Annotated in this window: 25 protein-coding genes, 1 tRNA gene and 1 pseudogene; 2 read left to right on the forward strand and 25 right to left on the reverse strand. The window is 66.8% G+C overall.

The genetic code is table 11. The annotated features are described in order from the left end of the window. Positions 1–24: 24 nt before the first annotated feature. A complete protein-coding gene (gene rpoZ, locus BU28_RS0100680) occupies positions 25–381 on the reverse strand; it encodes a DNA-directed RNA polymerase subunit omega (protein WP_028717730.1) in 357 nt (118 codons plus the stop codon). Between the two features lie 68 nt (positions 382–449). Then, complete coding sequence (gene folK, locus BU28_RS24410) at positions 450–1,043, reverse strand: 2-amino-4-hydroxy-6-hydroxymethyldihydropteridine diphosphokinase (RefSeq protein WP_028717731.1); 594 nt, start codon at positions 1,041–1,043, stop codon at positions 450–452. A 12-nt stretch (positions 1,044–1,055) separates the two neighbouring features. Here folK and BU28_RS0100690 point away from each other — a divergent pair, with 12 nt between their 5' ends. Further along, on the forward strand, positions 1,056–1,607 hold the full coding sequence (locus tag BU28_RS0100690) for a LabA-like NYN domain-containing protein (RefSeq protein ID WP_028717732.1): 552 nt from the start codon (positions 1,056–1,058) through the stop codon (positions 1,605–1,607). A 39-nt stretch (positions 1,608–1,646) separates the two neighbouring features. On the opposite strand, the gene BU28_RS0100695 is transcribed toward BU28_RS0100690, so the two are convergent. The 3 genes and pseudogenes from BU28_RS0100695 to BU28_RS0100705 form a co-directional block, all read right to left on the reverse strand. After that, positions 1,647–3,059, reverse strand: a complete 1,413-nt coding sequence (locus BU28_RS0100695) for a peptidoglycan -binding protein (RefSeq protein WP_028717733.1) — start codon at positions 3,057–3,059, stop codon at positions 1,647–1,649. A gap of 670 nt (positions 3,060–3,729) precedes the next feature. Then, positions 3,730–4,662, reverse strand: a pseudogene (locus BU28_RS26180) (hypothetical protein); the annotation flags it as partial. A 189-nt stretch (positions 4,663–4,851) separates the two neighbouring features. After that, a complete protein-coding gene (locus BU28_RS0100705; protein WP_028717735.1) occupies positions 4,852–5,424 on the reverse strand; it encodes a gamma-glutamylcyclotransferase in 573 nt (190 codons plus the stop codon). Positions 5,425–5,530: 106 nt separating this feature from the next. Between BU28_RS0100705 and BU28_RS24415 the strand changes: the two genes are divergently transcribed. After that, a complete protein-coding gene (locus BU28_RS24415; RefSeq protein ID WP_081791240.1) occupies positions 5,531–6,619 on the forward strand; it encodes a DUF2125 domain-containing protein in 1,089 nt (362 codons plus the stop codon). On the opposite strand, the gene BU28_RS0100715 is transcribed toward BU28_RS24415, so the two are convergent. From BU28_RS0100715 to BU28_RS0100805, 20 genes are all read right to left on the reverse strand, one after another. Beyond that, positions 6,583–6,659, reverse strand: a tRNA-His gene (locus BU28_RS0100715). The two genes, BU28_RS24415 and BU28_RS0100715, sit on opposite strands and share 37 nt — an antisense overlap. 157 nt (positions 6,660–6,816) lie before the next feature. Continuing rightward, on the reverse strand, positions 6,817–7,191 hold the full coding sequence (locus tag BU28_RS21690) for an ABC transporter permease subunit (RefSeq protein ID WP_081791250.1): 375 nt from the start codon (positions 7,189–7,191) through the stop codon (positions 6,817–6,819). A gap of 46 nt (positions 7,192–7,237) precedes the next feature. Beyond that, on the reverse strand, positions 7,238–7,453 hold the full coding sequence (locus BU28_RS0100725) for a hypothetical protein (RefSeq protein WP_028717737.1): 216 nt from the start codon (positions 7,451–7,453) through the stop codon (positions 7,238–7,240). 13 nt (positions 7,454–7,466) lie between these two features. Continuing rightward, on the reverse strand, positions 7,467–7,889 hold the full coding sequence (locus BU28_RS24420) for an NADH dehydrogenase ubiquinone Fe-S protein 4 (protein ID WP_198944946.1): 423 nt from the start codon (positions 7,887–7,889) through the stop codon (positions 7,467–7,469). A gap of 71 nt (positions 7,890–7,960) precedes the next feature. Beyond that, complete coding sequence (locus BU28_RS0100730; RefSeq protein WP_028717738.1) at positions 7,961–8,512, reverse strand: Hsp20/alpha crystallin family protein; 552 nt, start codon at positions 8,510–8,512, stop codon at positions 7,961–7,963. A gap of 96 nt (positions 8,513–8,608) precedes the next feature. Beyond that, a complete protein-coding gene (locus tag BU28_RS0100735; RefSeq protein WP_028717739.1) occupies positions 8,609–9,106 on the reverse strand; it encodes an Hsp20 family protein in 498 nt (165 codons plus the stop codon). Between the two features lie 209 nt (positions 9,107–9,315). Then, on the reverse strand, positions 9,316–10,356 hold the full coding sequence (gene hypE / locus BU28_RS0100740; protein WP_028717740.1) for a hydrogenase expression/formation protein HypE: 1,041 nt from the start codon (positions 10,354–10,356) through the stop codon (positions 9,316–9,318). Then, positions 10,353–11,528, reverse strand: a complete 1,176-nt coding sequence (hypD, locus tag BU28_RS21695; RefSeq protein WP_051577652.1) for a hydrogenase formation protein HypD — start codon at positions 11,526–11,528, stop codon at positions 10,353–10,355. The genes hypE and hypD overlap by 4 nt, the downstream gene beginning before the upstream one ends. Next, the gene (locus tag BU28_RS0100750) at positions 11,525–11,809 is read right to left on the reverse strand and encodes a HypC/HybG/HupF family hydrogenase formation chaperone (RefSeq protein ID WP_028717741.1); all 285 of its coding nucleotides are present in this window, start codon (positions 11,807–11,809) and stop codon (positions 11,525–11,527) included. Before BU28_RS0100750 ends, hypD begins: the two co-directional genes overlap by 4 nt. Positions 11,810–11,813: 4 nt before the next feature. Continuing rightward, positions 11,814–13,295 carry a sigma-54-dependent transcriptional regulator gene (locus BU28_RS0100755; RefSeq protein WP_028717742.1) on the reverse strand — a complete coding sequence of 494 codons (1,482 nt, stop codon included), beginning with the start codon at positions 13,293–13,295 and terminating at the stop codon, positions 11,814–11,816. Between the two features lie 4 nt (positions 13,296–13,299). Next, the gene (gene hypB / locus BU28_RS0100760; protein WP_028717743.1) at positions 13,300–14,184 is read right to left on the reverse strand and encodes a hydrogenase nickel incorporation protein HypB; all 885 of its coding nucleotides are present in this window, start codon (positions 14,182–14,184) and stop codon (positions 13,300–13,302) included. Continuing rightward, positions 14,184–14,525: a hydrogenase maturation nickel metallochaperone HypA gene (gene hypA / locus BU28_RS0100765; protein WP_028717744.1), complete on the reverse strand. Its 342-nt coding sequence runs from the start codon at positions 14,523–14,525 to the stop codon at positions 14,184–14,186. Before hypA ends, hypB begins: the two co-directional genes overlap by 1 nt. Further along, on the reverse strand, positions 14,518–15,234 hold the full coding sequence (locus tag BU28_RS0100770) for a hypothetical protein (RefSeq protein ID WP_155992513.1): 717 nt from the start codon (positions 15,232–15,234) through the stop codon (positions 14,518–14,520). Before BU28_RS0100770 ends, hypA begins: the two co-directional genes overlap by 8 nt. Before the next feature lie 185 nt (positions 15,235–15,419). Beyond that, complete coding sequence (gene hybE, locus BU28_RS0100775; protein WP_028717746.1) at positions 15,420–16,253, reverse strand: [NiFe]-hydrogenase assembly chaperone HybE; 834 nt, start codon at positions 16,251–16,253, stop codon at positions 15,420–15,422. Beyond that, entirely contained in the window at positions 16,250–17,083 is an 834-nt protein-coding gene (locus BU28_RS0100780) for a hydrogenase expression/formation protein (protein WP_028717747.1), read from the reverse strand. The genes hybE and BU28_RS0100780 overlap by 4 nt, the downstream gene beginning before the upstream one ends. Before the next feature lie 9 nt (positions 17,084–17,092). After that, positions 17,093–17,479, reverse strand: a complete 387-nt coding sequence (locus tag BU28_RS0100785; protein ID WP_028717748.1) for a thioredoxin domain-containing protein — start codon at positions 17,477–17,479, stop codon at positions 17,093–17,095. 3 nt (positions 17,480–17,482) lie between these two features. Continuing rightward, complete coding sequence (locus BU28_RS0100790) at positions 17,483–17,794, reverse strand: HypC/HybG/HupF family hydrogenase formation chaperone (protein ID WP_028717749.1); 312 nt, start codon at positions 17,792–17,794, stop codon at positions 17,483–17,485. After that, the gene (locus BU28_RS0100795; protein ID WP_028717750.1) at positions 17,794–18,411 is read right to left on the reverse strand and encodes a HyaD/HybD family hydrogenase maturation endopeptidase; all 618 of its coding nucleotides are present in this window, start codon (positions 18,409–18,411) and stop codon (positions 17,794–17,796) included. Before BU28_RS0100795 ends, BU28_RS0100790 begins: the two co-directional genes overlap by 1 nt. A gap of 217 nt (positions 18,412–18,628) precedes the next feature. Continuing rightward, positions 18,629–19,375, reverse strand: a complete 747-nt coding sequence (gene cybH / locus BU28_RS0100800; RefSeq protein ID WP_028717751.1) for a Ni/Fe-hydrogenase, b-type cytochrome subunit — start codon at positions 19,373–19,375, stop codon at positions 18,629–18,631. Positions 19,376–19,379: 4 nt separating this feature from the next. Next, positions 19,380–19,964 (reverse strand): HupE/UreJ family protein, encoded by a 585-nt coding sequence (locus BU28_RS0100805; protein WP_028717752.1) that lies wholly within the window; start codon positions 19,962–19,964, stop codon positions 19,380–19,382. Between the last annotated feature and the right edge of the window lie 5 nt (positions 19,965–19,969).

Genomic DNA, 19,969 nt, shown 5'->3' on the forward strand with positions numbered 1-19,969 from the left:
GCTGCCGAAAACCCCGATCCCTGCTCAGCCGCGGCTGTTGGCTTCCAGCATCATGCGCAGCATGCGTTCTTCGGATTCCTCGTCGACGGGCTTGGGCCGGTCGATCTCGGCACCCAGCAGCAGCGCCATCGCGTCCTCTTCGGGCTCGTCGACCTCGATCTGGGTCTGGGTCGCCTCGATCATGCGCTCGCGCAGCTCGTCCACGGGCTGGGTTTCGTCCGCGATCTCGCGCAGCGAGACGACGGGGTTCTTGTCATTGTCGCGGTCCACCGTCAGCGCGCTGCCGGCGGCGATCTCGCGGGCGCGATAGGCGGCCAGCATCACAAGATCAAAACGGTTCGGAACCTTGTCGACGCAATCTTCGACTGTCACGCGGGCCATCGGTCACCTTTGGCTTGGAATCAGGGAGCAGGGCGAAGCCGGATATTTCGGCAATCACCCCGGGAATGTCAAGCTGTCAGAGGTTTCATACCGTCCAGGGCCGCCGCTGGCAAGGCCGCAAGCATCTGCGCCACGCTTTGCCCCAGCCGCGGATGGACCCAGCCCGGCGCGATCTCGGCCAGAGGGGCCAGCACGAAACCGCGATCCTGCATGCGCGGATGCGGCAGGATCAGCCTGTCAGGCGCCTGTCGGGCCTGATCCTCGGGGGGCAAGCCCCGCCAGGCGTCATGCGACGCGACGTCAGGCAGCACGCGGTCGCCCCAGGCGATCAGGTCCAGATCAATCCCCCGCGCGCCCCAGCGTCGACCGTCGCGCACCCTGCCCCGCGCCGCCTCGATGTCGTGCAAAAAAGCAAGGGTTTCCTCGGCTCCGAGGCTTGTTTTTGCGGCGAAGGCACCATTTGTATAATCAGGGCCACTGCCGGCCGGCCAGGCCGGCGATTGCCAAAGCCGACTGACCGCGATCACACGGATTTGCGGAGAATTCACAATATCGCGCAAGGCGCTAAGCAGGGTTACCTGCGTCGAACCTGCCAAACTAGGTAGGTTTCCGCCGAAGGCGACCAAGGCTAACGTCTCGCTCGGAAATCTTTTCTCAGGCATATCGAGGGCATCGTGTTTTACAAGGACGACCGGCTGGCATTGTTCATCGACGGGTCGAATCTCTATGCAGCCGCAAAGTCGCTGGGTTTCGATATTGATTACAAGTTGCTGCGACAGGAATTCGAGCGCCGCGGCAAGCTGATCCGTGCCTATTACTACACTGCGCTGCTGGAAAACGAGGACTATTCGCCGATCCGCCCGCTGGTGGACTGGCTGCACTACAACGGCTTTTCGATGGTGACCAAGCCGGCGCGGGAATACACGGACAGCATGGGCCGCCGCAAGGTCAAGGGCAACATGGATGTCGAACTGGTCGTAAACGCGATGGAGCTTGCCCCCCGGCTTGACCATGCGGTGCTGTTTTCCGGCGACGGTGACTTTCGCCCGCTGGTCGAGGCGTTGCAACGTCAGGGCGTCCGTGTCTCGGTCGTGTCGACCATGCGCAGCCAGCCGCCGATGATCGCGGACGAACTGCGCCGGCAGGCGGACAATTTCATCGAACTGGATGCGCTGCGCGAAGTGATCGGCCGGCCGCCCCGCGAACCCGCGCCCGCCGCCACCTGACCCGGGACCGGGCGCGCGTTCGCCCACCCTTCGGCGGACCTAGCGTTCCGTCAGCTTCAGTTCGATCCGCCGGTTTTGCGCCAGCGCCTCGGGGCTGGTGCCGGTCGATACCGGCCGGGTGTCGGCAAAGCCCGCTGGCAGCAGCCGGTTCGCGGCAAAGCCCAGATCGTCGACCATGTAGCGCACCACCGACAGCGCGCGCGCTTGGCTGAGCTCCCAGTTGTCGCGATAGCGGCCCAGGCCGGACAGGGGCTGGCTGTCCGTATGCCCGTCCACCCGGATGATCCAGTCGATTTCCGGCGGAATCTCGGCCGAGATCTGGTCCAGCAAATGGGTCACGCGGGCGATCTGGGCCTTGCCTTCGTCCGACAGCGTGGCCTCGCCCGCCGGAAACAGCACTTCCGAGGAAAAGACGAAGCGGTCGCCCACGACACGCACGCCTTCGCGCCCTTCCAGGATCTGCGACAGCCGGCCGAAGAACTCGGAGCGATAGCGCGCCAGGTCGCGGGCCTCGGCCTCGGCCTTGGTGCGGGCCTCCTCCTCCAGCGCGCGGCGCTTGCGTTCCTCCTCGGCGGCGCGGACCAGGGCGACGTTCAGCTGCCGGCCCAGGTCCTCGGCCCGCAGGTCGGCGGCGCGCTTGTCCTCTCCCGCCGCCTCGAGGACCGAGCGCAGACTGCCAAGCTGGTCGTTCAGCTGCGCGACCTGCTGGTTCAGCAAGGCCACGCGGCGCTGCTCCTCGGTCGACAGCGCCTCTTGTTCGGACAGCTTCTGCTGGGCCAGCGCCAGCAGGCCCTTTTGCCGCTCGGCCTCGGAAGTCTGGGCGTCGACGCGCTGCGACAGGTCCGTCTTGGCCGCTTCGGCGGCGGCCAGCAGGGTCAGCGTTTCCTCGGCCTTGCGCCGCGCCTCGTCCAGCGCAAGCGTGCTGGCGGTCAGTTCGGCATCGGCCTTGTCCAGACGCTCGCGCAGGGCCTGCGCCGCGGCGGCGTCGGCCAACCGCCCGGCCTCGGCTTCGGAAAGTTTCTGGCGGGTCTGGTCAAGCTGGCCAGCGGTGTCGGCGTTCTGCCGCCGCAGGTCGGCCAGCAGCGCCTCGAGCGCCTCGCGCCGGGCGGCAGCCAGCCGGGCCGCCTCGGCCTGGGCGTCGACCTCGGTCCGGGCGGCCGCTACGGCGGCCTCGGACGCGCGCAGCCGCGCCCGTTCGGCGGCAAGGTCGCGGTCCAGCGCCGCCGCCTGCCCCTGCGCGGTGGACAGCGCCTGGCTGAGGGCCGCGACCCGGTCGCCCAATTGCTGCAATTCGCTGTCCTGGGTGGTGATCCTTTCGCGCAGCACCGATTGCAGCACCATGAAAATGGTCAGCGCAAAGATCAGCACCAGCAGCAGCGTCGACATGGCATCGACGAAGCCCGGCCAGATCGTGGCCGAGAACCGTTCGCGCCCGCCCCGGCTAAGCCCCATGGCGCCCATCCGCGGCCCGGCCCTCGAGCGCCCGGATGGCGCGGGTCAGGGCGGCCATGTCCTCGCGCAGTTCCGCGATCAGCCCGTCGCGGCCGGCGGCGCTTTCCTCGAGCAGCCGGCCCAGCTGCACGTCGATCGAGCGCAGGCGCATCCGCGCCTCGGGGTCGTCCTGCGGGACGCCGGGCCGTGCCTCGGCCAGTTCGGCCAGCCGCGCCTGCCCCTCGGCCAGGCGGTTCAGCGCGCGCGCCAGCCCCGGATCGTGGCCGCCCTGCCCCTCCGCAAGCCGCGCCAGCGCCTGGGCCGCGTCCGGCGGCAGGCTGACCTGCGGCACCGTGCCCGCCAGCGCGACCAGCCGGTCCTGCCCGTCGGCAAAGCGCGCGAAGGCCTGTTCAAGCCCGGCGGTCAGATCCTCGAACAGCCGATCCTCGGCCGCGCGGTCGGGGGCAGAGGCCAGCAGGCGTTCCTGGCCTTGGGCCAGCCGCTCGAACCCCGATGACAGCGAGGCGACCAGCGCCGCAAGATCGGGGTCGCGGACGGGCTGGGCCAGCCGGTCGTTCAGCCCCTCTTGCGCCTCGGCCAGGCGCGACAGGGCGGCGGCCAGCCTGTCCTGGGCCTGGGCATGGGCCTGGCGGTCGGCGGCGAGCTGGCTTGCCAGCATGTCGCGGTCGGACCCGATCAGGCCAGCCAGGCGTTCGACCCCGTCCGCCAGCGCGACCGAGCGGGCGTCGGCCTGCGACGCCTCTTCGTCGCGCAGGGTGTCGCGGCTGGCGTAGTAATCCTGAAGCCCGGCAAACTGGGCATTCAGCCCTTCCAGGAAATCGACCAGAGCCGCCTGGTCCAGCCCGCCTTCGCCGCCCGACAGGCCGATGCGGGTAAAGCTGGACAGCCACTCCTCAAGCTCGCGGTAGAAGCGGTTCTGGCCGTGGCTGGCGAACAGTTCCAGCAGCCCCACGACCAGCGATCCGGCAAGGCCCAGAAGCGAGCTGGAAAAGGCCGTCGCCATGCCGCCAAGCTGGGTTTCCAGCCCGTGCATCAGCTTGTCAAAGACCTGAACCCCGCTTTCGCCCTGGTCGGGGGCCAGGGTCCGGATGGTGTCCACGATGGCCGGCACGGTCGTCGCAAGCCCATAGAACGTACCCAGCAGCCCAAGGAAGATCAGCAGGTTCGCCAGATAGCGCGTGATGTCGCGCGCCTCGTCGATGCGGGTCGCGACCGATTCCAGGATCGAACGCGCGGATTCGGTCGAGATCGCCCCCCCGACCGGTCCCCGTGCGCCCAAAAGCGCCGCCAGGGGCGCCAGCAGGCGCGGCGCGGCGTCGGGCGCGGTCTCATCCATCGGGCCATAGCCCAGACGGCCTGCGGCAAAGCGTTCGATCCAGCTGACCGAGTTGATCAGCTGCGCCACCTGCCAGAAGCAGGTCAGCACCCCCAGCGCAAAGACCAGCAGGATCGCCCCGTTGAGCAGCGGGTTGGCGGCAAAGATCGGCAGGATCTGGCGATAGGCGAACCAACCCCCCGTCCCCACCAGCGCCAGCACGATCAGCATCAGCACGACCTGCCGCACCGGCTGCGAGAAATGCGGATCGCTGGCTTCGCGTCCCATGCGGCGCGCGGGCCGCATCGCGCTCAGCCGTTCGGCCCGGCCCTGCCTTGGGGTGCCGCCTTCCGGCGTGTCGCCGGGCATTTCCGTATCTGGTCGGGACAATCCGGCCCCCGTTCTTGGCGTTCGGGGCCGAGTGTACGGGCCGGGCCGGATGATGCAAGCCGTTGACGGCAGGCTGGTTAAAAAGTCTCAGGAATTTCCGCCGGCGGGCGGGGCCGGCTTGACGATCAGCCCGCGCACGAGCCCCGCCAGGGCCGCCATGTCGATGTCCTCGACCCCCATGGCGTCCAGATGGGCGGCGGTGTTGAACAGGTATTCGGCGTTCGGTCCCCGCCCGCCCACCGCGCGGGCGATGATCCGGGCCTGCGCGTCCAGATCCATGCGTCCCGCGTATTGATGGTGATCGCGCCGGATGACATAGGCCGTCGCCATGACCGCGCGTCCGTCCGCCAGGGTCACGGGCAGAACGTGCTCCTCATAGGCGTTCGTGGTCAGTTCGCGGTCGCGAAGGCCGCGCAGCGTCTCGGGCCAGTCGTCCGGGGCGACGCGCAGTGCCAGGCCGACGCAGCCGGCCCCCGGCTCCTGATCCAGGGCCAGGACCAGGCCGGGGCTGTCGACCGTTCCGCGATAGACGACGGACAGCAGGCAAAACCGGCGGACATAGCCGTCAAGACGGGCCGGGACCGACTCGGCCACCGGAAAGCCCGGGTCCCACATCAGCGAGCCATAGGCAAAGACCCAATGTTCCGCCTGCTCGATCACGCTTGCACGACCCTCCGGATGCCGGTCTTTCCCACGGCCCAGACTTAGGACAGGATGGCGGCCGTTCCAAGCCGCCCCGGTCCGGGCGGGATGTCAGGGAAAGACGATGCGCCTTATGATACGCCTGCTGATCGCCCTGACCCTGATCGTCGGGCTCGTCTGGATGGGGGGCGAGGTCTTGCTGGCGCAGCAGTTGCGCCGGATGACCCAGGCCGGCAACGGCCTTGCCGCAGGCCAGGTTCTGCCGCTGCGCGACCCGGCGCGGATCGGCGTACGGCTTGAAGCGCCCGTCGCGACGCTGCCGATGGGCCGGGTTTCGGCGCCCCATGCGACGCTTTGGGCCTCGCCCCTGTCGCCTGCCCGGCTGGTCCTGTCCCTGCCCCCGGATCTGACCCTGGACGCGGGAGCGGGGTCGGTCGCGCTGTCCCTGACCGATCCGCAGGCCAGTATGGCGCTGCGGCCGCTGGCGGGGCTGGCGCCGGGGCGGGTGCATCTGGCCTCGGGGGCGGTGGCGCTGGCAGGCCGGCCGCTGGCCGAGCGGGTGGCGCTGGACGCCCGATCCTTCGCCCTCGGCGCCGGCGCGCCGCCCCAGGCCCGGGCGGCATACGGCGTCGATCTGGCCGTGGCGCGGCTGGATCCGGCGGCGGTTTCGGCGCTTGTGCCCGCCGCGCTTCCGGACCCCGTGTCGCTGACGGCACGGGGAGTCGTCTGGCTGGACGCGGTGCCCGCCCCCGCCGCGCTGGCCTCGGCCGCGCCGCCGCAGGTCGCGGGCCTGCGGATCGACGGGGCAGAGCTGCGGCTGGGCGACCTGTCCGCCCGGGCGGTCGGGCAGTTGGCCGCCGACGCGCAGGGCCGCGCCCAAGGCTTGGTCGCGCTTTACACCCGCGACGCGAACGGGCTGATCGAGGCCGGCGCCGCAGCCGGGCTGATCCCCGAGAATGCCCGCCGTCTGGCCGGCACCATGCTGCGCGCCGTGTCGACCATGCCCCTGCCCGAAACCGCGGCTGGGGAAACCGCGAACTGGCCGGCGCCGGCACCGGACGAGCTGCGCCTGCCCATCCTGTTTTCCGATGGGCGCGCCAGCCTGGGTCCGATTCCGCTGGGACCGGCGCCGCAACTGCGCGCGCTGCCATGGGCGGAGAGAAAAAGGGGGAAGGATGGTACCGCCTCCCCGGCTCGAACGGGGGACCTCTAGATCCACAATCTAGCGCTCTAACCAACTGAGCTAAGGCGGCACTGGCGGGGGTATTAGCGCCACAGGTCCGGGGGCGCAAGCCCTGTCTGAGAATTAGTCCGTGGACGCGACTTGGTGTTGCTGCGGACGGGGTAAAGGTCGTCCACCTATTCCCTTTCTGCGGCAACAGGACGGGCGTGAGGATTTACAGCCTGGGCCTATATCAGGGAGATCCGCAGCGCCTGCGGCAGGATGATATGGCGGTATTGCTGCGCCCGGCTCATCGCCAGCGAGGACGATGCCTCCCATTGCTGATAGGGCACAGCCTGAATCGCGCCGCGCCAGATCTCTGCCAGATAGGCCGAGACATAGATCGCGAGCGAGGCCGAGGCTGCCAGCAGCGGCGGAATTTTCAGCCCCATCAGCGTCAGCCCGTAATAGGACATGAACAGGATCATCAGCACCGGGATCGACTGGATAACCAGGATAGAACTGCCGGCGATAGTGCGCAGCAGCCCGGACCAAACGATCAGCGCCAAAGCCGCGATGACATGCAGCACGGCAAGCCAGACGGGATAGCCGACCTCTGTCATCCATGGGCCGGCGCCGAGCCAGAGGCCGACGTGCAGCAGCAGCCGGTCAGCCGGTTCGTGACCCGACCACAACAACCATGCGCATGCGACGAGCGGTGACGCCAGTCAGCATAATGTTCCAGAAGGCCGCGGTCGGCAACGCCATCGTCATCGGCAGCGGAGCCAGCAGGAGGCCAGCCACAATGACACCCGCGGCACCGATACGGTAGCCGACATGTTCACGATTCGCGATCCAGTCACCGCTCAGGGTTCTTCTGATCATTCGGTGAACTTCATTACGCCGCCAGCGGCATCTCCGGGGCGTCCGAGCTGTCATGCGGTTCAGGTCGGGCCGTTCGGGACGCGGCACGAGCATTTCCGACCATGCCGGGCGGCATGTGAACCTGATACGCGATCCCCAGCCGGCGTGCATGATGGATCGCGGATTCGACGCTGGGGAAGGACAACTCGACCTGAGATGCGGTGTCGTCGCCAGACGTCCATCCCATCAGCGGGTCGATCCAGGGTGCGCGCCGCCGCTCAATTCGCAGACGCCACGCCTTGGCCCGGGCGCGCCCCGATGTCGTGGCCGATCGTGCGGGCTTCCAGATATGGGCCACTGCATCGGACGGCAACGCCGAGGCCCATGCCGCCTCGCCCGTCCCCGACATTCCCAAACCTGGGGCAGCGGAAAAAGTATCTGCGTTCAAAAGCTGCATCTTTTCCTCCATTGCGCACAACAGGGGAAGCGGCGGGCCGGGCTGTGCCGGCCCTCCAGTCTTTCAGGTTTTCAGGTTTTCAGGGGAATGCGTTTCACCTGCGCCTGAGCGGCCTCGGTCTTGGGCAGGGTGACGGTCAGCACACCGTTGTGGAAACCGGCCTCGACCGCCGCCTCGTCAATGCCCGAAGGCAGTGGAATGCGCCTCTCGAACCGTCCGTAGACGCGCTCCGAGAACTGCCGTTCGCGATCCTCGGTGGTGCTGGACTTTTCGCCCCGCAGGGTCAGCAGCCCGTCCTCAAGCAGGACCTCGACATCCTTCTCTTCAAGGCCCGGCAACTCCGCCGACACGCGGATCGCGCCATCCGTCTCAGAGATCTCGACGCTGGGCCAGGTCGCGCCGGTCCACCCGGTCCCCAAACCCGCCCCAATACCAGAAAAGGCCGGCAAGCGGGTGTCGAAAGAGCGGAAGAAGTCGTCGAAGAGACGGTTCATCTCGCGGTGAAACGTCACGAAAGGGTCGCGGGGCTCCTCGCGCCATTGGGCCGGTGGCGGAGTGTCCCGATCACGCCACCATGGCAGATTGCGCGTCCAGCTTTGCGGGATCAGATCCTTTACGCTCATCTTTACCTCCTACATTCCTGAAGTGATCGCTGCGATCTGCGCATCGGGATTACCGATGCGCAGGGGCTTTTGCGGATTAGCTCAGGGGCTGGCCGATCAGGCGGCAACCGGCTCGGGCTGCTTTTCCGAGGCCTGGGTCGTCGTCAGGCGCGGGGTATCGACCCCGGCCTTGGACGCTTGCGCGATCTCGATGCGGCGGGGTTTCTTCTCTTCCGGAATTTCGCGCTTCAGCGACACCTCCAGAAGACCATCCACCAGCGAGGCACCCTCCACCCGCACATAGTCGGCCAACTCGAACCGACGCTCGAAGCTGTCGGCGGGGATGCCGCGATGCAGGTATTGGGCCTTCTCGTCCCCTTCCTTGCGGCCGGTGACGATCAGCACATTGCCATTCTGCGTCAGGGTCAGATCGCTCTCGCGGAAGCCGGCGACCGCCATGGTGATGCGGTAGCTGTCTTCATCGACACGCGCGATGTCATAGGGGGGCCAGCTGTCGGTCCCATCCCTGCGGGACGCCGCCTCAAGCGCGGCCAGGATCCGGTCGAAGCCAACGCTCGACCGGAAAAGCGGCGTAAAGTCAAACGTGGTTCTCATAGCCACATCCTCCATTGAGCAATATGGGTACAAGCATCTGATATTGCCGGTTTATCCGGCCCAGGCACCCATCAGGGCCACCTGCGAAAATGCATTTAGAGACCGCCGTACCGGTTTCAAGGGGCTGGTTGCAAAATCTTGAAGCAGCCGCACGGCGCGGCCGGGATTGAAGAATGAAAGGCTTTCGGTCCAGCCCCAGGTCGACCCGATCAGCAGATCCGGGGCAGTTGTTCGCCCAGCAACATATCCACGACACGCTGGCTGCCGAAGACCGTGCGCATCCTGACCTGACCCGGGTGATCGGAGACGGCGCGCCCGATGATCCTGGCGCCCTGCCCTTCCGGGCAGGACCGCATCGCGGCCAGAGCCCGTTGCGCCTCGGCTTCCGGGACGAAGGCCACCAGGGTGCCTTCATTCGCGAGATAGAGCGGATCGAGGCCAAGGATTTCGCACATGCCACAGACCTCGGGGCGCAGCGGCAGTGCCGCTTCGTCGATCTCGACCCCGACACCCGCCGCAATCGCCATTTCGTTCAGGGCCGATGCGAGCCCGCCTCTCGTCGCATCGCGCGCGGCCCGCGTCCCCGGCGCAGCGGCGATCACGGCCGCCATGAGATGCCCGAGGCCCTGACAATCCGACTGCAGATCCGTTGACAGCGCAAGATCCCCGCGGGCGGCCAGGATTGCCGCGCCATGGTCGCCCAGCACACCGTTGACCAGCGCCACGTCGCCCGGCCGGATATGCCGCGCCGCCAGATCGCAATCGCCTGCGATCACCCCCACCCCCGAGGTGGTGATGAAGATCCCGTCCGCCTGCCCACGCCCGACGACCTTGGTATCTCCGGTGACGATGCCGACCCCCGCCCTTTTCGCCTCATGCGCCATGCTCGCCACGATCCGGCGCAGCGTCGCGATTTCGAACCCTTCCTCGATGATGAAGGCCGCCGAGAGCCAGAGCGGCCGCGCGCCCCCGACAGCAAGATCGTTGACCGTCCCGCAAACCGCGAGCTTGCCAATGTCCCCTCCGGGGAATTCCGCCGGCGTGACCACGAAACTGTCCGAGGTAAAGGCCAGCCGCGCGCCGGGCGTGCGCAAGGCCCCGTCCATCAGCCGGGCCTGATCCTCGCCCGAGCCGGGCCCGAATGCGGGCAGGAATACGGCCTCGATCAGGTCGCGCATCGCCTTGCCGCCGCCTCCGTGGGACAGCGTGACATGGGTATCGCGCAGGGCGACGGGATGCGGGGCGTTCATGGTTGCCCCCGGCCGGCCTGGCTGGCGGCAACCGGATCACGAACCGATCCGCGGGCCCCGCCATATTGCCAATAGGCTGCGCAGGCGCCTTCGGAACTGACCATCAATGCGCCCAGCGGCGTCTCGGGCGTGCATCCCGTGCCGAATTGCGGGCAGGTCGTGGGCTTCATCCGCCCCGTCATGACCGCCCCACAGGCACAGCCCTCGGGCTCGGGCAGAACCTGCCGGACGGTGCCATAGCCGATGCCGAACCTCGCCTCGGCGTCATAGGCGCGATAGACCTCGCGGATTCGCAGGCCCGAGGCATCGATCTCGCCCAGACCACGCCATTCGAAGCTGGGGCGACGCTCGTAGACATCGGCAATGGCCGCAAGACTGACCGGGTTGCCGTGTTCGGGTACGACGCGGGCATATTGGTTCTCGACCTCGGCCCGCTGTGTGGCGATCTGATCAAGCACCATCAACACCGATTGCAAAAGGTCGGTGGGCTCAAATCCCGCGACGACGATCGGCTTGTGATAGTCTTGGGGAATGAAGTCATAGGGATGGATCCCGACCACCATGGAAACATGGCCCGGCCCGATGAACCCGTCCAGCACCATATGCGGATCATCCAGCAGCACCCGGATCGGTTCGGGCACCGTGATGTGATTGCAAAACACGCTGAAATTCGCCAGCCCCTCACGTGCGGCCTGTTGAATGGCCAGCGCGGTCGAAGGGGTGGTGGTCTCGAACCCCAGCCCGAAGAACACGACCTCACGCGCCGGATTGGCCCGCGCCAGCGCCAGAGCGTCGAGCGGACTATAGACCATCCGCACGTCGGCCCCGGCGGCGCGGGCCTGCAAAAGCGACATGTCCCGGCCGGGCACCCGCATCGCATCGCCGAACGTCGTGAAGATCACGCCGGGCCGGCGGGCGATCTGAATGGCCTCATCCACCCGAGAGCGAGGCAACACGCAGACCGGACAGCCGGGGCCATGGATGAACTCGATCCCGGGATGGACCAGCCGGTCCAGCCCGTACCGGAAGATCGAATGGGTATGGCCGCCGCAGATCTCCATGACGTGGATCGGCTGTTCGCGTGATGCCCCCAATTCGTCGCAGCGCCGCGCAATCGCGGCCAGCAGCGCGCGGGCGGCCTTCGGGTCGCGGAACTCGCTGGCATATTTCATCGCGCAAGCTCCCGGTCAGCCTCGGCCATCTGCTCGAGCGCCTCCTGCGCCTCGCCCAGGTCGTGCAACGCGGCCAGAGTGCGGGCAGCCTCATCGGCGTCTATGCGGCTCATGGCGAATCCGACATGGATCAGCACCCACTCCCCGATCAGCAGGTTCAAGGGGCCGTCGGCCACGCAGGCGACATTGACCTCGCGCCGCACACCGGACACCTCGGCCATGGCCATCAGCCGAGCCTCGTCCGTAATGGCGGTGATCTGCCCCGGTATACCCAGACACATGGCCTTATTCCTCTTCCTCGTCTTGCGACAACCGATCGGATGGATCGGTGATCCCGTAGCGGTCCAGCTTGGCGCGCAGCCCGACACGGCTTAGCCCCAACTCGGCGGCGGCGCGGCTCTTGTTCCAGCGATGCCGGGTCAGCGTCTCGCGCAGGATACGCATCTCGATCAGTTCCACCCGGTCCTTGAGCGTGCCGTCCCCGGTCAGCACCGCCTGCGCCGAGCGATCTGCCCCGGTCTCGGAAGGCGGCCCCTGGAGGATCGCCCGCGAAATCAGATCTGCCCCAAGGACGCTGTCCTGCGCGAAGATCAGCATGCGGTTGATCTCGTTCGACAATTCGGCGATGTTGCCGGGCCAGTCGTAGTTTTCCAGAAACTCCAGCGCGGCCACGTCAAAGCCATGCACCAGCTTGCCGTGCCGGGCCGCCAGATCGATCAGGATATGCTGCGCCAGAAGCGCCACATCCCCCCGTCTCTGGCGCAGGGGCGGCAAGGTCAGTTCGGCCACCGCAAGCGCATAGTAAAGATCGGGGCGAAAGCGGCCCTCGGCCACCAGGGCGGCCGGGTCGCAGCCCGCCCCTGCCATCAGCCGCAGATTGCTGGTCACGACTTCCTGCCCGCCGACAGGAGTAAAGGCCCCCTGCCGCAAGACCCGCAGCAGCACCAGCTGCATCGCCGGCGAGAGGGTTTCGACACCGGCAAGATACAGCGTGCCTCGATCCGCTTTCTGAAACAGCCCGATCCGGCTGGTGCCCCCGGGCACAACGCCCCGCTTGGCCCCCAAAAGCTCGATGGCGATCAAATCCTCGGGCATGCCGGCAAGGTTCAGCGACAGGAACGGCCGGTCCGAGCGCAAGGACGCCATATGCATGGCGCGCGCCAGTTGCGCCTTGCCGGTGGCGGGTTCCCCGGTCAGCAGGACCGGCACGTCGAAGGCGGCGAACTGCCGAGCCGCCGTCACGACTGCGTTCATCGGCGACTGCGGACTGCGCAAGACGCTTTCGAACCCCATGCCGTCGATCAGCGCGCGCCGTCTCTTGGCCAGCCGGCTTTCCGCCGTCGAGGTCAGATGCCGCATTTCCAGCGCCATCCGTTCATTGTCCCGGGCCAACTGAAACAGCCTCGCCGCGTTGCGGACACAGACCAGCAGATGATCGGGATGCCAGGGCTTCTGCACGAACTGATGCACGCCCGCATCGTTGATTGCAGCCGCCATCGCTTCGGGATCCGTATAGCCGGTGATCAGCAGGCGCACCGTTTCGGGCCAGCGCTCGCGCACCTGCGCCAGAAACTCCACCCCCGTCTGCCCCGGCATTCGCTGGTCGCAGATCACGACCTGAACCCATTCATCGGCCATGATCGCCGAGCCTGTGCGGGTATCCGACGCGGTCAGGATGTCGAACTCATCCTCCAGCGCCATCCGCATCGAGGCCAGTGAATGCGGCTCGTCGTCGATCAACAGGACAGAGGGGCGGCTCTCGCGCATCGTTTCAGGCCTTTGCCGCCAGCGCGCTTTTCAGCCAGCTGAGCCAGTCCTGCATTCCCTCACCGGTGCGGGCCGAAACCCGCAAGATACCGATCTGCGGATTGACCCTGCGCAGATTGGCCTCGTAGGCGCCCAGATCGGCGTCGCAATGTGGCACCAGGTCGGTCTTGTTCAGGATGGCCAGCCGTGCTGCGGTGAACATGTCGGGATATTTCAGCGGCTTGTCCTCGCCCTCGGTCACCGAAAGGATCGCAACCTTGGCATCCTCGCCCAGATCGAACGCCGCCGGGCAAACCAGATTGCCGACATTTTCGATGAACAGCATCGAGCCGGGGACAAGGCGCAGGCTGTCCATGGCATTCGCCACCATCTGCGCGTCCAGATGACAGCCCTTGCCCGTATTCACCTGCACCGCCCGCGCGCCGGTGGCGCGGATGCGGTCGGCATCCGCCTCGGTCTGCTGGTCGCCCTCGATCACCGCCAGCGGCTGGGCGCCCAGCATCGCGATCGTCTTGCACAGAAGCGTGGTCTTGCCCGAGCCGGGCGAGGAGACGAGGTTGACGGCCAGCGCCCGGAGTGCGGTCAGCACCCGGCGATTGGCCTGTGCGATCTGATCGTTCTTCGCAAGGATCGAGGTTTCGACCTCGATCAGCCGCGCCTGTGACAGACCGGGCACCGAGACGCCCGCCGCCCCCTGGCCGTAATGGTGATGATCGCTGCCGTGATGGGCATGCCGGTGGCCGTGTGCGTGTCCATGGTCATGGTCATGGTCATGGTCATGACCGTGATGGTGATGGTTATGGGCAAGGCCCAGCCGGTGCGCCTCGTCATGGCTGATCTCGCGCCCGTCCACCAGGACCGTCTCGCTGCAACCACAGACAGTACACATCAGATCACCTCCATATCGCGTATCCGCATCTCATCGCCGCCTTCGGGCAGCAACCTGCCGCCGCCACACAAGGGACAGGGAGCCAGCCGGTCGTCGATCTCGACCGCCGTCGCGCAGTCGAAACACATTGCCCGCCCGGGCAAGTCGATCATGTCGAGCACCGCCCCTTCGGCCGGGCTACCGCGCATCACCACATCAAAGGCAAAGGCCAGTGCGGGCCTTTCGACGCCGGCAAAGCGGCCGATCTCCAGCCTGAGTCTTGTGACGCGGGCAAAGCCATGGGCGCGGGCCTGATCCTCGACGATCTGGCGGATGCCCTCGCAAAGCGACATCTCATGCATCTTCGCCCCCGAGGTTGACCGGGATACAGGGATCCAGCACCGAAACCAGAAGCGGCGCGAGCCCCGCCTTGCCGGCGGGCAGCCGCACCAGTGCTGCCTCAAGCAGGCCACCGGGCATCAGAAGGTGGTCGGTGGGGGTGCGGCGGTGAAAGCGCGTGACAGTCCCCGCCTCGACCGACATCTGCAGGGTGCAAATCCCGCGCGAACAGGGCACCAGCGCCGTACCATCGGCCAATCGGCGCGGGGTGGGGCCGTTCCCGCGCGACAGCGCATCCAGGTCGACAAGCCGCGCCAGAACATGGGCCAGCGGCCCCGCCCCCCATCCGGCCAGCGCGGATTGCACCAGCGGATGCGCGCGATGACGGGTCAGCACGCTGTTGTCGACCGGCCTGTCAGAGAACGCTGTCGCCGGGTCGAAAGGCGGCAGATCCGCCTCGGCCTCATGCGGGGCGAAGGCCTCGGCGATCCTGCCAAGCAGCGGGGCCAGGCCACGACCCGCGTTCAGCCAGTCGGTCAAGGCATCGGCTGCGAACAACTCAGGGCCGCCGAACAGCGCCTGCCGCAATGCCTCGCCCCCGCCGGTCCATCCCTGCGGAAGCGCATGCGGCGAGAGGCCCAAAAGCGGTGGCCATTGCAGAAACAGCTTGGCCAGGTGATCGCGGATCATATCGCGATGCAATGGCGCCGGATCCGGGGCGTCCCGCCCCATCGCCAGGGCCAGCGCGGTTTCCTGCACCGAATGGCAAAGACCGAAAATCGCCGGCAAAAGCCGTTCGACCTCTGCGGCCGGACGGCCGGTCATGATCTGATCCACCGCAAGCCCGACCGCGCCCGGACGGCAAAGCATCAGGCCCCCGCCCCGCTCGGCAAGCCGGAGTCTTGCGGCAGGCCGATTCATTCCGCCGCCCCGGTCGTGGGCACATCCTGGCCCCCGTCCTGGCCTGCTGACAGCCCGCCAGTCAGCAGTGCGCGACGCGAGGGCCGCAAATTCGGGACCGGCGGCTCGGCCTGCCTGGCCGGGGCCTCTGCGGCTTCACGGGCTGCGCGGATTTCCGCGGCGCGGTCGGTCTGATCGCGGTTTTCAGCCCTGAACAGCTCGGCCATGACGGCTTGCGCGACCTCGACTGCCTGCAGCTGACTGGTGAAATCCGCCATCGGCGAAAACAGCGAACAGGCCTTGTAGGGACCGACCATCTCGCGGCTGTTATGAAGGAATTCATAATCGCCTGAAGGAAAAGAGATCACCTCCTTCTCGCCGGGTTTCAGCACCGGCCAGTCTGCATCCTCGCCCGGCAGAAGCACGAGGTTCATGAACCAGGGCGCGATCAGCACGCCCAGATAGCAGCCGTCATAGGCGCGAAAGCCCACGGCCTCGACATGAAGCGCCTGATTGATCACCGGCACGTCGCGCATCTTCGAATGATAGACCTCGCGGAAATCGGCCACGAGCCGCGCCGTCGCCGCGCCGATCAGCGCGGCCTTGCGCATCTCGTCCGAACCCGGATCCTCGCGGACGATGAACTGCGCCCTGGGCGCGTCGCAGCCGGGACATGTCCAGTCCTCGGGCAGCGCCACGAAGGGCGTGCCAGGCAGGACCTGGCGGTAGTCGTCGCCCTCGGCCGGGTCATAGGTCGTCCAGCAGATCTTGCATTCCATGATCGCCTGCGGGCTGATCCGGTCATTGGCCCCAAGATACGAGCCCTCGAACCCGTGACGCGCCTCGCTCATCGGATCGCCCCCAGCACTTCGCGGATGCGGTCCGCGCTGTCCGCCAGATCCTCGGGCGCCGCCAGCGCGACCTCGGGAACATCGGTCACCTCGAAGGTATCAAGGATCAGCGTGTCCATCGAGTTGAAGAACTGAACCCGCCAGACATGGGCCTGGCCGGTCGCGGTCAGCCGGCAATTGCCATAGCCGCGCGACAGGATGGTGACCGATCCCTGACCCAGAGCCGCATCGAGCCAGACAAGATCTTCTTCCGTATGCGGCAGAAGCGTCAGATTGACGACATGCAGATCGTCACGGGTGCGCCATGCGGCGGATTTGTCGATGAGTTCGGCCAGCAGCGCGGGCGCATTGACCACGCCGGGCTGACGCGGGGCAAGAACGCCGATGGCGGGGCGCTGCGGCACGAAGGCGCGCTCCAGCGCGACCGCGGGGATCGGCGCAACCTCGACGCGGTCGATGCCTTCGGCCTTCAGCACCCAGACCCCGGCAAAGACGCTTTCCTGCGCCGCGAACGCCGGCACGCCCCGCGCGCGCAGCGATACCTCGCCCTGCCCCAGCGTCTCGGCGATCAGGACGCGATTTTCGGCATCCAGCCCGCTCAGATCAAAGCCCCGGCGCGCGGCGCCCCCCGCCACGGCGTCGCAAGCATCGGCCAGCGCGGTCAGCAGGTTGAAAGCCGGCGCCAGCGGCGCGGGGTCCACGACCTCGGGAAGGTGCATGTCATAGGTCCGCATCCCCGAGGGCAGCGGCAGCCAGTCGAGTTCTTCGCCCTCGTCCGGCTGTGATCCGGGGCCGAAACCCTGCGGCGGCAGATGGAAATTCGCGGCCATGATAAATCCTCAACCCGGCAGTGACAGGATATGGCTGGTGCGGGCGATGTAGTCGTCCCAGTCGCGGATCTTCTCGATCGCTCCAAGGTAGAGCCCTTGGCGAAAGAACAGAAATCCTGGCGTTTTGAGCGCCTTGTGGGTTTCGCGGACCTGCGCCTCGATGGCATCATCGACCAGCGCGCAGTCGAAGGCGTTCTGGAAGGTCATGCGCAGTTCCGGCAGGATCACCGCCGCGTCCGCCGTTTCCAGATTGCGCCGGGGATCGCCCGGAACGAACAGGCAGTGCAGGCCGGGCCTTTGGGTGAATTCAGCCACGTCATGCAGGGAATGCAGCCTCGGCCAGCCGAATTCGTCCTCAAGCCGCGCCAGAAGCGGATGCAATGCGGTTATGGTCATGGTTCAGCCTGTCCTTTGGCCCGCATCCAGGGCGGCTTGCAGATGGGGCGGCAGTTGCGGCGTGCGGGCATCGAGGTCGGCGAAGGCGTCGCCGGGATCGCCCCCGGCCATCACCGCGCGCAGCCCGTCCAGCGCGGCGGCGATGCTGGCGGCGCGGTCGGCATCGATCACCTCATGCGCGGTGCCAAGGAAACACAGAACCCAGTCTCCGGGCCGCGCCTCGGGCACAAGGCTGAGATCGATCAGATCGCCCCTGGTGTCAGTGCCGGCGATACCGTCGACGGAAACGAGCTTTGCGGGGATGCCCATACACATCAGCCGGCCGCAGGAAAGAACCGCGCATCCCCGATACGGCAGGCCAGCGACTCGTCGGGCCGGCCTGTCTCATAGGCGTCGCGCCGGATCGCGGGATCGGCCAGTTCGCCCTCGGTCGCACCGGGCCGCGCCTCGGCGCCCCATTCGGCCAACCGGCCCAGCGCCACGGCGATGGCATCGGAGATTCGGGCCGCAACGACATCGCGCAGCCCGCCGCCGTAATCTTCCAGCTCGGCGGGCTGGCAGCCGATCAGCACCATGCGCGGCGGGCAACGTCCCATAAGCTGCGCCGTGGCGATCACCTCCTGAAAGCCGGTCTGATGCAGGCTCATCTTCTTGGCGCCCAGGAAGGCCGGCACCTCGTCGTCCTCGACGATCTTCAGCGTCCCCGGTGCAAGGCCGTAATCCACCGCGTCAAAGACGATCAGCGCATCGGCTTCCTCAAGAAAAGGCAGCAGGTAAAGTCCCTGCGTTCCCCCGTCCAGCAGCCGGACATGGGACGGCAGCGCGTGACTGTCGGCCAGCGCCTCGACACAACGGACACCGAAACCCTCGTCTGCCCAAAGAACGTTTCCGATCCCGAGAATGAGGATATGTTCAGGATTATGCGCTGGCATCGGTCCCTCCCAGACCAGGCTCGCGTCCGGCAGGGCCGGCTTTGCACCCCACAGTATACCTTCCACCCTGCCATGCGAGGCAAAAAGCCGCAGGCGCGCAAAAACCATATATATACCTGATATACAATAAAAATCCCGCCGAGAACGGCGGGATTCACGACGGACGAATGGCTAGCACCCTTCCATTTTCACCTATAGCTGGAAGGCTTCGTTCCAGTCAGTCCTTCCGGTCATCCTTGAAAGTGCGGTGCCCGGAAATCATGGTCGAGACCATGGATTGGCGCGACATGATGTCTTCGCGGACCGCCACATAGATATGGACGATCACGAAGATGACGATCCACCACATGCCGATGCGATGCAGCGTATGCAGGCGCTGCGTGTTCTGCACCAGATCCTGGGCCCAGCCGAACAGCGTGTAGAACACGCTGTCACGCCCCGCCCCTTCGGCATAAAGCGCGAAGCCTGTAACGATCATGAAGCTCAGCCCGACCGTCATGAACAGGAACATCGCAAGCTGCGCCAGCGGGTTGTGCCCGACATATTTCTTGGGTTCTTTCTCGAGAAAGAAATACCAGCGCAGTTCGAACAGCAACTCGCTCCAGAACCGGCGGGAAAAGACCGGCACATAGAACAGCTGTCTGGCATGGTGGTTGCCCATGAAGGCCCAGTAGATGCGGCCGAAAAAGCCCACGGTCAGGATCATCGCCGCCGCGAAATGGGCAAATCGGATATAGCCGAAGACGAACTGGTCATAGGCTTCGGCGATCTGCATCGAGGGCGGCGGACGGCCGATGAACCAGCCGGTCACGCACAGGACCATGATGCAGGCGGCATTGACCCAGTGCCAGATCCGGACCGGTGTCTCATAGACATAAACCGAGGTTTGTCGCGTCACCTGATGCGCGGCGCCCAGCGCGCGGCCCTCGAAATGATGGTCGTCAGAGGCGTGGCTGTCGGTCATGGGGTCAGCCTCCGGCCATCAGGGCAAGGCCCGCCGCGGCGATGCCGGACCCCGAAAGGGTCTGCAGCAGCCGGGCCGCGCGGCCATCCGCGATCCTCCGTGCGATGCCGATCCCCACCAGGTGCAGGCCCGCGGTCGAGATCAGGAAGCCCGCCATATAAGCCATCGCATTGCCATGTGCCTCGGTCGCATGGGCGTGGCCATGGCAGGCGGCGAACAGCCCGATCGCGGCCAGCGAGGCAAGCGTCAGCGCCTTCGGCTGCGCCCGGCGCGAGACCGCAGTCAAAAGGCCGAGGGCCACCACCGACAGCACGATCCAGGTCTCGACCATCGGGATCGGCACGCCGGCCCAGGAGATCAGCGCCCCGGCCCCCATGGCCGCCATGAAGGTCGCCGCCCCCAGCCAGAAGCGGTGCGGCACCACGAAGCCCGACCACAGCCCCACCGCCAGCATCGCCAGCAGGTGATCCGGCCCGAAAACCGGATGCTGAAGCCCCGCGACAAGACCCGAAGTCTCGCCGTGGCCGGTATGGGCGGCGGCGGGCCCGGCGAGGGCCAGCGAGAAAACGGTCAGAAGGAATTTATTCATCGCAT

It is taken from the genome of Paracoccus yeei ATCC BAA-599 (assembly GCF_000622145.1).
Classification (GTDB): domain Bacteria; phylum Pseudomonadota; class Alphaproteobacteria; order Rhodobacterales; family Rhodobacteraceae; genus Paracoccus; species Paracoccus yeei.